Annotated in this window: 9 protein-coding genes and 1 tRNA gene; all 10 read left to right on the top strand. The window is 65.1% G+C overall.

The annotated features are described in order from the left end of the window. The first annotated feature begins 60 nt into the window (after positions 1–60). The 10 genes from rpmG to rpoC all read left to right on the top strand — a co-directional run bounded on the left by rpmG (position 61) and on the right by rpoC (position 12,551). Positions 61–216, top strand: a complete 156-nt coding sequence (rpmG, locus tag AKJ08_RS10165; RefSeq protein ID WP_050725968.1) for a 50S ribosomal protein L33 — start codon at positions 61–63, stop codon at positions 214–216. An 8-nt stretch (positions 217–224) separates the two neighbouring features. Beyond that, positions 225–300, top strand: a tRNA-Trp gene (locus AKJ08_RS10160). Positions 301–342: 42 nt separating this feature from the next. Then, the gene (gene secE, locus AKJ08_RS10155) at positions 343–750 is read left to right on the top strand and encodes a preprotein translocase subunit SecE (RefSeq protein ID WP_050725967.1); all 408 of its coding nucleotides are present in this window, start codon (positions 343–345) and stop codon (positions 748–750) included. 36 nt (positions 751–786) lie between these two features. After that, positions 787–1,329, top strand: coding sequence for a transcription termination/antitermination protein NusG (gene nusG, locus AKJ08_RS10150; RefSeq protein WP_050725966.1), 543 nt, complete (start codon positions 787–789; stop codon positions 1,327–1,329). 79 nt (positions 1,330–1,408) lie between these two features. Further along, a complete protein-coding gene (gene rplK, locus AKJ08_RS10145; RefSeq protein ID WP_050725965.1) occupies positions 1,409–1,858 on the top strand; it encodes a 50S ribosomal protein L11 in 450 nt (149 codons plus the stop codon). Between the two features lie 68 nt (positions 1,859–1,926). Beyond that, on the top strand, positions 1,927–2,634 hold the full coding sequence (gene rplA / locus AKJ08_RS10140; RefSeq protein WP_050725964.1) for a 50S ribosomal protein L1: 708 nt from the start codon (positions 1,927–1,929) through the stop codon (positions 2,632–2,634). 297 nt (positions 2,635–2,931) lie between these two features. Next, the gene (gene rplJ, locus AKJ08_RS10135; protein ID WP_050725963.1) at positions 2,932–3,456 is read left to right on the top strand and encodes a 50S ribosomal protein L10; all 525 of its coding nucleotides are present in this window, start codon (positions 2,932–2,934) and stop codon (positions 3,454–3,456) included. Positions 3,457–3,534: 78 nt separating this feature from the next. After that, positions 3,535–3,912, top strand: coding sequence for a 50S ribosomal protein L7/L12 (rplL, locus tag AKJ08_RS10130; RefSeq protein WP_050725962.1), 378 nt, complete (start codon positions 3,535–3,537; stop codon positions 3,910–3,912). Positions 3,913–4,074: 162 nt separating this feature from the next. Continuing rightward, on the top strand, positions 4,075–8,298 hold the full coding sequence (rpoB, locus tag AKJ08_RS10125) for a DNA-directed RNA polymerase subunit beta (protein ID WP_050725961.1): 4,224 nt from the start codon (positions 4,075–4,077) through the stop codon (positions 8,296–8,298). A gap of 116 nt (positions 8,299–8,414) precedes the next feature. Continuing rightward, the gene (gene rpoC / locus AKJ08_RS10120; protein WP_050725960.1) at positions 8,415–12,551 is read left to right on the top strand and encodes a DNA-directed RNA polymerase subunit beta'; all 4,137 of its coding nucleotides are present in this window, start codon (positions 8,415–8,417) and stop codon (positions 12,549–12,551) included. Positions 12,552–12,659 lie beyond the last annotated feature (108 nt).

Genomic DNA, 12,659 nt, shown 5'->3' with positions numbered 1-12,659 from the left:
CATCCGAGCCCTCCGATAATACGGGCCGGCAGTGGCCCCTCGGCGAGGGAAGGACGAGTCATGGGTAACCGGACGATCATCACGCTCGAGTGTACGGTCTGCAAGGAGCGGAACTACACCACGGACAAGAACAAGCGGAAGCAGACGGACAAGCTGGTCCTCAGCAAGTTCTGCCCGCGGTGCCGCACGCACACCGAGCACAAGGAAACGAAGTAAGCTCCAGTACGCCAGTAGCTCCAACGGTAGAGCAGCGGTCTCCAAAACCGCGGGTTGGGGGTTCGAATCCCTCCTGGCGTGCCAAACCTTTCCCGCCTAGACGGAGCATCTAGGACCAGGATCCAAATGAGCAACCAGCGGCTCCTCGCCATCGGTTTCATCGTCATCGGCACCAGCGCATCCTACGTCTTCCACCGTATCGGTGACGCGGCTCTCTCCGCGCTGGGCGTCGGCAATGCCGAGCTCTTCGGTGGCGTCGCCCTCTCGTGGTTGATCGGCATCGTGGTCGCCGCGGCGGGCGCGATCGCCCTCTGGCTCAATCCGAAGGCGCAGGGCGCTGGCCAGGACATCGCCGGTGAGCTCCGCAGGGTCACCTGGCCGACCTTCCCCGAGATTCGGGCGGCGACCGGCGCGGTGGTGATCGTCACCCTCGTGGCCGCGTGCCTGCTCGGCGTGATGGACGCCGTCTCGGCGAAGGTGATGACCGACTGGATCCCGTCGGGGATTCACTGGGCGCAGGGCCTCTTCGCGTAAGCTCCTCGCGGGTGGCCCCCGCGCCGAAAGAGCGCCATGGCCAAAAAGTACTACGTAGTCCACACCTACTCGGGCTTCGAGAACAAGGTTCGCAAATCCATCGAGGAGCGGATCCGTCAGTTCAAGCTCGAGGAGCAGTTCGGCGAGATCCTGATCCCGACCGAGCAGGTCGTGGAGATGGTGAAGGGGGAGAAGCGCACTTCCAAGCGCAAGTTCTTCCCGGGCTACATCCTCGTCGAGATGGAGATGGGGGCGGCGAGCTGGCACCTGGTGAAGAGCACGCCCAAGGTGACCGGCTTCGTCGGAGGCGGAAAGACGCCAGAGGACGTCCCGGCGATCTCCCGTGGGGAGGTCGAGCGACTGACCTCCCAGATCTCCGAGGGGACCCTCAAGCCCAAGCCCAAAGTCCAGTTCGAGACGGGTGATTCGATCCGCGTCACGGACGGACCCTTCTCCGGATTCAATGGATCGGTCGAGGAGGTCAACGCCGAAAAGGGCCGCCTCCGCGTCCTGGTCTCGATCTTTGGCCGGGCCACCCCGGTCGAGCTCGACTTCATGCAGGTCGAGAAGTCCCAGTAGCAACCCAGTAACAACCTCACCCAGGTGGGAGGCCGGCGGCGGATGAAGCCGGCGGCCGCTCGAACCACGGAGTCACGCAATGGCAAAGAAGGTCACGGGGCAGGTAAAGCTCCAGATCCCTGCCGGCAAGGCGAACCCCGCCCCGCCGGTCGGCCCCGCGCTCGGTCAGCACGGCGTCAACATCATGGGCTTCTGCAAGGAGTTCAACGCAGCGACCCAGCCGATGATCAAGGACGGGATGATGATCCCCGTCGTGATCACGATCTACGCCGATCGCTCGTTCAGCTTCATCCTCAAGACCCCTCCGGCTTCCGCCCTCCTCAAGAAGGCCGCCGGCCTCCACACCGAGAAGAAGAAGGGCTCCGGCTCTCATCGTCCCGGCAAGGAGAAGGTCGGTCAGGTCTCCCGCGCCAAGCTCGAGGAGATCGCGAAGATGAAGATCCAGGACACCAACGCCGGCTCGATCGAGGCATGCATGAAGAGCCTCGCGGGTACCGCGCGCTCGGCGGGCATCGAGATCGTCGACTGACCTCTTTCGGACCGCGTCCGGGCCCTGGAAGAGCAGGGTCCTGCGGTTCGCTGCGAAAGATTGCGAACATGGCTCAGCAGGGAAAGAAGTTCCGCAAGGTCGCCGAGAAGGTCGACCGCAGCAAGCGCTACACGATCGACGAGGCCGTGGCTCTGGTGAAGGAGCTCAAGGTCGCGAAGTTCGACGAGTCCGTCGACATCGCGATCAACCTCGGCGTCGATCCCCGCCACGCGGATCAGATGGTCCGTGGCGCGGTGGTCCTCCCCCACGGCACCGGCAAGACCGTGAAGGTCGCCGTCTTCGCCAAGGGCGAGAAGGCCCGCGAGGCAGAGGCCGCCGGTGCGGACATCGTCGGCTCCGACGACCTCGCGAAGCGGATCGAGGAGGGCTTCCTCGACTTCGACACCGCCATCGCGACCCCCGACATGATGGGCGTCGTCGGTAAGCTCGGTCGGGTCCTCGGTCCCCGCGGCCTGATGCCGAACCCGAAGGTGGGCACGGTGACTGTCGACGTGACCCGCGCGGTGCGCGAGGCGAAGGCCGGTAAGATCGAGTTCCGCGTCGAGAAGGCGGGTATCATCCACGCCCCCGTCGGCAAGATCTCGATGGACGCCACCTCGATCGCCGCCAACGTGAGCGAGCTGATCGCGACGATCATGCGGCTCAAGCCGTCCACCGCGAAGGGCGTCTACTTCCGCGGGGCCTCGCTGTCGTCCACGATGGGACCGGCGGTGAAGCTGGACCCGGTGGCCGTCTCCGCCGCGTTCAAGGGCTAGCCCCAGCAGATCACACTTGCAATTTTGGGGCGGCGCGGATAGAGACCGCGCCGCAACTTTGCTGGTCAAAGACAGCAGGCGTCCGAGAGAGCCCTCATCCCGTGCCCGTGCGAATCGCTCCTGCAGGGGCGGGCGGCGCGGTTGAGGCGATCGCGGACCTAAGCTTCGGGCGCTTTTATTGGCCCGATGCCTGCCGAGACGGGCGGAGGCGCCGCACGAAAGTCGGCGTCCGGAAGTTTTTGCCTGCTCCGCTGCCACTTGGCCAGGAATCCGTTCGTGGAAGGAGGTGAAGGTCAAGTGGAACGTGCAATTAAGGAGCAGCAGATCGCCGAGCTCCACGGCAAGATGAAGGACGCGAGCATCGCGATCATCGCGGAGTTCAGCGGCATCGACGTGGCGACGGTGACCGACATTCGCAAGAAGTGTCGGGAGAGCCAGGTCGAGTACAAGGTCGTCAAGAACACGCTCGCCAAGCGCGCTGCGCAGGGCACCAGCGTCGAGAAGATCGCTGACGGCTTCAAGGGACCTGTCGTCCTGATCCTGGGCGCCGACCCGGTAACGCCTGCAAAGGTGATCGCCGAGTTCGCCAAGGGGAAGGAAGAGAAGTTCAAGCTCAAGATGGCTGTCGTCGAAGGTAAGAAGATCGACGGCAAGGGTATCGAGGCGCTCGCCAAGATGCCGGGCATCAACGAGCTGAGGGGCATGCTGGTCGGAATGATCAACGCCCCCGCGAGCAAGCTCGCACGCCTCATCGCCACGCCGGGTCAGCAGTTGGCTCGCGCGGTCGGTGCGCGCAAGGAGCAGCTCGAGAAGGCTTCCTAGTCGTCTGGTTCGAAACTATCTCAGGGGGCCGGTTGCAGCCCGTGTTGGCGCCCAGGCCCCGCAGTGAAGGATGAAGAAATGGCAGATCTGAACGCGATCGTTGAGCAGCTCTCGAGCCTCACCGTCATGGAGGCCGCCGAGCTCGTCAAGACCCTCGAGGAGAAGTGGGGCGTCTCCGCCGCTGCTCCCGCGATGATGGCGATGCCCGCCGCTGGCGGCGCCGCTGCGGCCCCCGCCGAGGAGCAGACGGAGTTCACCGTCATCCTCGCCAACGCCGGCGACAAGAAGATCAACGTGATCAAGGAGATCCGTACGATCACCGGCCTGGGCCTCAAGGAGGCCAAGGATCTCGTCGAGGCCGCGCCCAAGACCGTCAAGGAAGGCGTGAACAAGGAAGAGGCCGCCAAGATGAAGGAGATCCTCACGGCCGCCGGCGCGACCGTGGAGATCAAGTAATTCCGGTTTCCGCCAGCAGGATCCGGAAGTACGCATGAAGCGCTGGCGGTAGCGGGGATCCCGCTTCCGCCAGCGCCGTTCGAGTTTGAGCCGCCGTGGCTCGTCGTCCCGATGATGTGGGCGCGGCGGAGAACCCAGCCTGTCAAGGGGAGCGACCGCTAGATGGCGCCGACGATCCAGAACAACTTCCGGATTCGCAAGAGCTTTGCGAAGATCCAGAAGATCATCGACATCCCCAACCTGATCGACATCCAGAAGCAATCCTACGACCAGTTCCTACAGGTCGACGTGCCCGCGGAAAAGCGGGAGGATACTGGGCTTCAGGGCGTCTTCAAGTCGGTTTTCCCCATCAAGGATTTCAACGAGACCAGCTCCCTCGAGTTCGTCTCGTATCATCTCGAGAAGGCGAAGTACGACGTCGACGAGTGCCACCAGCGTGGCATGACGTACTCGGCTCCGATCAAGGTCGTCGTCCGTCTGGTTGTCTGGGACAAGGACGAGACCACCGGCGCGCAGTCGATCCGCGACGTGAAGGAGCAGGAGGTCTACTTCGGCGAGATCCCGCTGATGACGGTGAACGGTACGTTCATCATCAACGGGACCGAGCGCGTGGTGGTGAGCCAGCTCCACCGTTCGCCGGGCGCCTTCTTCGACCACGACAAGGGCAAGAGCCACTCCTCGGGGAAGCTGCTCTACAACGCGCGGATCATCCCGTACCGCGGCTCGTGGCTCGACTTCGAGTTCGACCACAAGGACATCCTCTACGTGCGCATCGATCGCCGCCGGAAGCTGCCGGTGACGGTCCTCCTGCGCGCGCTCGGCGGCGTCCCCGACACGGCGAAGCGCAAGCCGATCGAGTGGAATGGCACCGCCGAGGAGATGCTCAACTACTTCTACGACACCGAGACGATCTTCCTCGGCTCCAAGAAGGACGAGTTCAGCAAGTCGGTGGAGCTCGAGCTCCTCAAGGGCCAGCGCGCGACCCACGACATCGTCAACCCGAAGACGGGTGAGGTGATCGTCAAGAAGAACCGGAAGTTCACCTCCGGCGCGATCAAGAAGATCGAGGCTGCAGGGATCGACCGGCTGCCCCTCGATCCGGACGAGCTCTGGACCAAGGTCGCCGCCCACGACGTCGTGGACGAGAGCACCGGCGAGGTCCTCCTCGAGGTCAACGACCAGGTCAGCTCCGAGGCGGTGGAGGAGCTCCGGGCCCGCGGCGTCAACGAGTTCAAGGTTCTCTTCATCGACAACCTGAACGTCGGCCCGCACCTGCGCAACACGCTGATGCTCGACAAGGTCTCCTCGCCCGAGGAGGCGATCATGGAGATCTACAAGCGCCTCCGGCCCGGCGATCCGCCGACCCCCGAGACCGCGACGAACCTCTTCCTCAACCTCTTCTTCAACTCCGAGCGGTACGACCTCTCGCGGGTGGGCCGGCTCAAGCTGAACTACCGGCTCCACGACCGTCTCCCGGAGGAGGAGCGCGAGGCCCTCGACACCCCAGTCCTCACCAAGCGGGACGTCCTCGAGGCCGTTCGCGTCCTGGTCGATCTCAAGAACGGCCACGGCAACATCGACGACATCGACCACCTCGGCAACCGTCGCGTCCGGGCGGTGGGCGAGCTCCTCGAGAACCAGTACCGGATCGGTCTGGTGCGCATGGAGCGTGCGATCAAGGAGCGGATGTCGCTCCAGGAGATCGAGACGCTGATGCCGCACGACCTGATCAACGCCAAGCCGGTGACGGCGGTGATCAAGGAGTTCTTCGGCTCGTCGCAGCTGTCGCAGTTCATGGACCAGACGAACCCGCTCTCCGAGGTCACGCACAAGCGGCGTCTCTCGGCCCTCGGGCCTGGCGGCCTCACCCGCGAGCGCGCGGGCTTCGAGGTCCGCGACGTCCACCCGACACACTACGGCCGCATCTGCCCCATCGAGACGCCGGAAGGCCCGAACATCGGTCTGATCGCCTCGCTGTCGACCTTCGCCCGCGTGAACGAGTACGGCTTCGTCGAGACGCCGTACCGCCGCTGCGAGGACGGCAAGGCCAGCGCCGAAGTGACCTTCTACTCCGCCCTCGAGGAGGAGAAGCACACCATCGCCCAGGCGAACTCCCTCCTGGCGGATGACGGCTCCTTCAGCGAGGAGACGGTGTCCTGCCGCAAGGGCCGTGGCGAGTTCGTGAACGCCCGTCCCGAGGACGTCTCGCTGATGGACGTCTCGCCGAACCAGCTGGTGTCGGTGGCGGCCTCGCTGATCCCGTTCCTCGAGAACGACGACGCGAACCGCGCGCTCATGGGCTCGAACATGCAGCGCCAGGCGGTGCCGCTCCTCCGCACCCACGCGCCGCTGGTCGGCACGGGGATCGAGGGCACGGTCGCCCGCGACTCCGGCGTCTGCGCCGTGGCGAAGCGGGACGGCATCGTGGAGTCCGTCGACGCGGGCCGCATCGTGGTGAAGGCCGACGTGCCGGCCTCGGTGACCGACGTGGGCTCCGAGGTCGACATCTACAACCTCATCAAGTACACGCGCTCGAACCAGAACACGTGCATCAACCAGAAGCCGATCGTCCGCAAGGGCGACCGGGTCCGGAAGGGCGACGTGCTGGCGGACGGTCCGTCCACCGAGACGGGCGAGCTCGCCCTCGGCCAGAACGTGGTCGTCGCGTTCATGCCGTGGCAGGGCTACAACTTCGAGGACTCCATCCTGCTCTCCGAGCGGATCTCCAAGGAGGACTTCTTCACCTCGATCCACATCGAGGAGTTCGAGTGCGTCGCTCGCGACACCAAGCTCGGCAAGGAAGAGATCACCCGCGACATCCCGAACGTCGGCGAGGAGGCCATGAAGGACCTCGACGAGGCCGGCATGATCCGGATCGGCGCCGAGGTGCAGCCCGGTGACGTCCTCGTCGGCAAGATCACGCCGAAGGGCGAGACCCAGCTCTCCCCCGAGGAGAAGCTCCTCCGCGCGATCTTCGGCGAGAAGGCCGGCGACGTCCGCGACAGCTCGCTCCGCGTGCCCCCCGGCGTGGTCGGCACGGTGATCAACGCCAAGGTCTTCTCGCGCAAGGGCGTCGACAAGGACGAGCGCGCCAAGGAGATCGAGGCGGCCGAAGAGGCCAAGCTCCTCAAGGACCAGAACGACGAGATCAAGATCCTCCGCGACTCCGCCTACGCGAAGATCGCCCGGATGCTCGGCGGCAAGAAGACCTCCGCCAAGCTCGTCGACGACAAGGGTCAGACGCTCCTCGAGAAGGGCACCGAGCTCTCGGCTTCCGTCCTCGCTGGCGTCCCCCAGAAGTACTGGCCCGAGATCGTCACCGACGGCACCGAGGACCTGGTGCGCAAGGTGGTCGCGTCGTTCGAGGAGCAGCGCGAGGTGATCAAGCTCGTCTTCGGCGAGAAGATCTCCCGCCTGAAGAAGGGCGACGAGCTGCCTCCTGGCGTCATCAAGATGGTCAAGATCTACGTGGCCATCAAGCGCAAGCTCAGCGTCGGCGACAAGATGGCAGGCCGCCACGGAAACAAGGGTGTCGTCTCCCGGATCCTCCCGGAAGAGGACATGCCCTACCTGGTCGACGGCACGCCGGTGGACATCGTCCTCAACCCCCTGGGCGTTCCCTCCCGTATGAACATCGGGCAGATCATGGAGACGCACCTGGGTTGGGCAGCCCGCGGCATGGGCCTGAAGCTCGCCGAGATGGCCGAGAAGGCAGGTGGCGCCGCCGTCCGCAAGGAGCTCAAGGCCACTTATCCGGGCAAGGAGCTCGCGGCCTTCCTGGACGAGCTGCCGGACGACGAGGTCATCAAGCTCGGTCGTCGCCTGAAGAACGGCATCCACGTGGCGAGCCCGGTCTTCGACGGTGGCGTCGAGACCGAGATCGTCGACCTCCTGAAGCAGGGCGGTCTGAAGGAGACGGGGCAGAGCATCCTCTTCGACGGCCGCACCGGCGAGCCGTTCGACCAGGACGTCACGGTCGGCGTGATGTACATGCTCAAGCTGCACCACCTCGTCGACGAGAAGATCCACGCCCGGAGCATCGGGCCGTACTCCCTCGTCACCCAGCAGCCCCTCGGCGGCAAGGCCCAGTTCGGCGGCCAGCGCCTCGGAGAGATGGAAGTCTGGGCGATGGAGGCCTACGGCGCGGCGTACTCGCTGCAGGAGTTCCTCACGGTCAAGTCCGACGACGTGGTGGGCCGCACGAGGATGTACGAGGCGATCGTCAAGGGCGACAACGTCCTCGAGTCCGGTCTCCCCGAGTCGTTCAACGTGCTGATCAAGGAGCTCCAGAGCCTCGGGCTCGACGTGGAGCTCCTCGAGTCGACGCCGGCCGAGGCAGAGGGCGAGAAGCAGGCAGCGGAGCCGCGCAAGGCGAGCGGGTTCTAGCGAAGGGCGCGGCCCCGGGAAGAGGCCGCGCTCTCCAGGATCGTCGCCGAAGTGCAATCGATTTCCCGGGCGGGCGGATCGCATGATCGATCCCTCCGCCCCGTGGGAGGCAGGACATGAAGGACATCTTCAATTTCTTCGAGAAGCCGAAGGATCCGCTCTCTTTCTCGGCCATCCGCATCTCGCTGGCGTCCCCGGACAAGATCCGGCAGTGGAGCCACGGCGAGGTCAAGAAGCCCGAGACGATCAACTACCGGACGTTCAAGCCGGAGCGTGACGGCCTCTTCTGCGCCAAGATCTTCGGGCCGGTGAAGGACTACGAGTGCAACTGCGGCAAGTACAAGCGCATGAAGCACCGTGGCGTCGTCTGCGAGAAGTGCGGCGTCGAGGTGATCCAGTCGAAGGTTCGTCGCGAGCGGCTGGGCCACATCACGCTGGCCACCCCCGTGGCGCACATCTGGTTCCTGAAGTCGCTCCCGAGCCGGATTGGAAACATCCTCGACATCACGCTCAAGGACCTCGAGAAGGTGCTGTACTGCGAGTCCTACATCGTGATCGATCCGAAGAACACGGATCTGGAGCCCTGTGAGCTCCTGTCCGAGGATCGCTACCGGAAGCTTCAGGACGAGCTGGGCGATGAGGCCTTCGACGCCGGCATGGGCGGCGAGGCCGTCCGTGAGCTGCTCCGCAAGATCGACGTCAACCCGCTCTGCGAGGAGCTGCGCAAGGACATGCGCGAGGCCACCTCGGACGCCAAGCGCAAGAAGCTCGCGAAGCGCCTCAAGGTGATGGAGGCCTTCAAGGACTCCGGCAACAAGCCCGAGTGGATGATGCTCGAGGTGATCCCGGTGATCCCGCCGGATCTCCGTCCGCTCGTCCCGCTAGACGGCGGCCGCTTCGCCACCTCGGATCTGAACGATCTCTATCGCCGGGTGATCAACCGGAACAACCGCCTCAAGCGGCTCCAGGAGCTCAACGCCCCCGACATCATCATCCGCAACGAGAAGCGGATGCTGCAGGAGGCGGTGGACGCGCTCTTCGACAACGGCCGCCGCGGCAAGACCATCACCGGCCCCAACAAGCGCCCGCTGAAGTCGCTCTCTGACATGCTCAAGGGCAAGCAGGGCCGCTTCCGCCAGAACCTCCTCGGCAAGCGCGTCGACTACTCCGGCCGCTCCGTGATCGTGGTGGGCCCGGAGCTGCGGCTCCACCAGTGCGGTCTGCCGAAGGTGATGGCCCTCGAGCTCTTCAAGCCGTTCATCTACAACAAGCTCGAAGAGAAGGGCTACGTCACCACCATCAAGTCCGCGAAGAAGATGGTGGAGAAGGAGCGCCCCGAGGTCTGGGACATCCTGGAAGAGGTGATCAAGGAGCACCCGGTTCTCCTGAACCGTGCGCCGACCCTGCACCGTCTGGGCATCCAGGCGTTCGAGCCCGTGCTCACCGAGGGCAAGGCGATCCGCCTTCACCCGCTGGTCTGCGCGGCGTTCAACGCCGACTTCGACGGCGACCAGATGGCCGTCCACGTGCCGCTCTCCATCGAGGCGCAGATGGAGGCCCGCGTGCTCATGATGAGCACGAACAACATCCTCTCGCCCGCCAGCGGCAAGCCCATCATCGTCCCCACCCAGGACATCGTGCTCGGCGTCTACTACATGACGCGCGCTCGCGAGTTCGCCAAGGGCGAGGGCAAGATCTTCTCGGATCCCGAGGAGGTCCGCGCCGCGTACGATCACGGCGAGGTCGATCTCCAGGCGAAGATCATCTGCCGGATGGACGGCAAGCGCACCGACACCACCGTGGGTCGCGTGCTCCTCGCCGAGATCATGCCGTCGGCCATCGAGTTCTCGGTCTACAACCGCGTGCTCGGCAAGAAGGAGCTCGGCGGCCTCATCGACATCTGCTACCGCCTCTCGGGCGAGAAGGAGACCGTCCTCCTCGCCGACCGGCTCCGCACCGTCGGCTACAACAACGCGACGAAGGCCGGCATCTCGGTTGCCCTCAAGGACATGATCATCCCGAGCGCGAAGGCGAGGTTCCTCGACGACGCGCAGAAGGAGGTCAAGGAGATCGAGGAGCAGTACCTCGAGGGTCTGATCACCGACGGCGAGCGCTACAACAAGGTGATCGACATCTGGGCGCAGGTGACCGAGGAGGTCGCCAGCGAGATGATGACCCAGATCTCCACCGAGGTGGCGACCCGGGACGGTGAGGAGCGGCGGCAGCCGTCGTTCAACCCGATCTTCATCATGGCCGACTCGGGTGCCCGAGGCTCCGCGCAGCAGATCCGGCAGCTCGCCGGTATGCGAGGCCTGATGGCCAAGCCCTCGGGCGAGATCATCGAGACCCCCATCACGGCGAACTTCCGTGAGGGTCTCACCGTGCTGCAGTACTTCATCTCCACGCACGGTGCTCGAAAGGGTCTGGCCGATACCGCTCTCAAGACCGCGAACTCGGGTTACCTCACCCGCCGCCTCGTCGACGTCGCCCAGGACGCGATCATCAACGAGGTGGACTGCGGCACCATGGACGGCATCGTCGCCTCCTCGCTCATCGAGGGCGGCGAGATCATCGAGCCCATGGGCGAGCGCATCCTCGGCCGCGTGGCCCTCGAAGACGTCCTCGACCCGGTCACGGGCGAGGTGCTCGTCGCTTCCAACGAGGAGATCGACGAGAGCAACGTCCACAAGATCGAGAACGCCGGCATCGACCGCGTGAAGATCCGCTCCGTGCTCACCTGCCAGGCCCGCCGCGGGATCTGCCAGGAGTGCTACGGCCGCGACCTGGCCCGTGGCCGCAAGGCGAACGTGGGCGAGGCCGTGGGCGTCATCGCCGCCCAGTCCATCGGCGAGCCGGGTACCCAGCTCACGATGCGCACCTTCCACATCGGTGGTGCGGCGTCGCGGCGGGCGGAGCAGTCGACGATCGAGAACCGCACCGCGGGTACGATCAAGTTCTTCAACCTCCACACCGTGACCCGCAACGACGGCTCGCTCGTCACCATGAACCGCAACGGCGCGCTCATCATCGTGGACGATTCGGGTCGCGAGCGTGAGCGCTACACCGTGGTCTACGGCGCGAAGCTCCTGGTGAAGGAGGGCGACAAGGTCGAGCCCGCCTCGCTCCTGGCCGAGTGGGATCCGTACGCGATGCCGATCCTCACCGAGGTCGGCGGTACCGTGCAGTTCGACGACATCGTCGAAGGCGTCACCATGTCGGAGCAGCTCGACGAGGTGACCGGTCTCTCCCGGAAGGTCGTGATCGAGTCGAAGGACGCGGACAGCCGCCCGCGGATCACGCTGAAGGACGCCCAGGGCAACGCGATGCTCCTCCCTGGCACCGACCAGGAGGCTCGCTATTTCCTCCCCGTGGGCGCGAACATCAACGTGGCCCACGAGGACGAGATCGGCCCTGGCGACGTCCTCGCCCGTATGCCCCGCGAGACCACGAAGACCAAGGACATCACCGGTGGTCTCCCCCGGGTGGCCGAGCTCTTCGAGGCCCGCAAGCCCAAGGAGTTCGCGGTCATCTCCGAGATCGACGGCGTGGTCTCCTTCGGCAAGGACACCAAGGGCAAGCGCAAGGTCGTCGTCACCCCCGAGGTGGACGGCAAGCAGCGGCCCGAGCTCGCCAAGGAGTACCTGATCTCCAAGGGCAAGCACATCAGCGTGCACCAGGGCGACCGGGTCACGGCTGGCGAGGCCCTGATGGACGGCGCGGCGAACCCGCACGACATCCTCAAGGTGCTCGGTGCCCAGGAGCTCTCGGCCTTCCTCGTGGACGAAATCCAGGAGGTCTACCGGCTGCAGGGCGTGAAGATCAACGACAAGCACATCGAGGTCATCGTCCGGCAGATGCTCCGCCGGGTGCGGATCACCGACGTGGGCGACACCAACTTCCTCATCGACGAGCAGGTCGAGAAGTTCGTCTTCGAAGAGGAGAACGAGCGGGTGGAGACCGAGGGCGGACGCGCTGCCCAGGGTGAGCCCCTCCTCCTCGGTATCACCAAGGCGTCGCTCTCCACCGAGTCGTTCATCTCCGCGTCGTCGTTCCAGGAGACCACCAAGGTGCTCACCGAGGCGGCGATCTCCGGCAAGGTCGACTACCTGCGCGGCCTGAAGGAGAACGTCATCATGGGCCGGCTCATCCCCGCCGGCACCGGCGTCGGCTCCTACAAGCACCTCGACATCGAGGTGGAGACGCCCGTCGACGTTGTCGCCGAGGTCGAATCGGTGCTCGCAGCGGGAGAGTAAGGCTCCGCTCGACTACCTAAGCTTCAAAGAAGGCCGGATGGTCGCGTTCACCACGCGACCACCCGGCCTTCTTTTTTCGCGATTTCGATTGATCGGGGAGGTGCGTAG

Origin of the sequence: Vulgatibacter incomptus (assembly GCF_001263175.1) — a bacterium.
GTDB classification, from domain to species: Bacteria; Myxococcota; Myxococcia; order Myxococcales; family Vulgatibacteraceae; genus Vulgatibacter; species Vulgatibacter incomptus.
The sequence above is the reverse complement of the archived record's forward strand: the minus strand, read 5'-3'. Positions and strand labels throughout refer to the sequence as shown.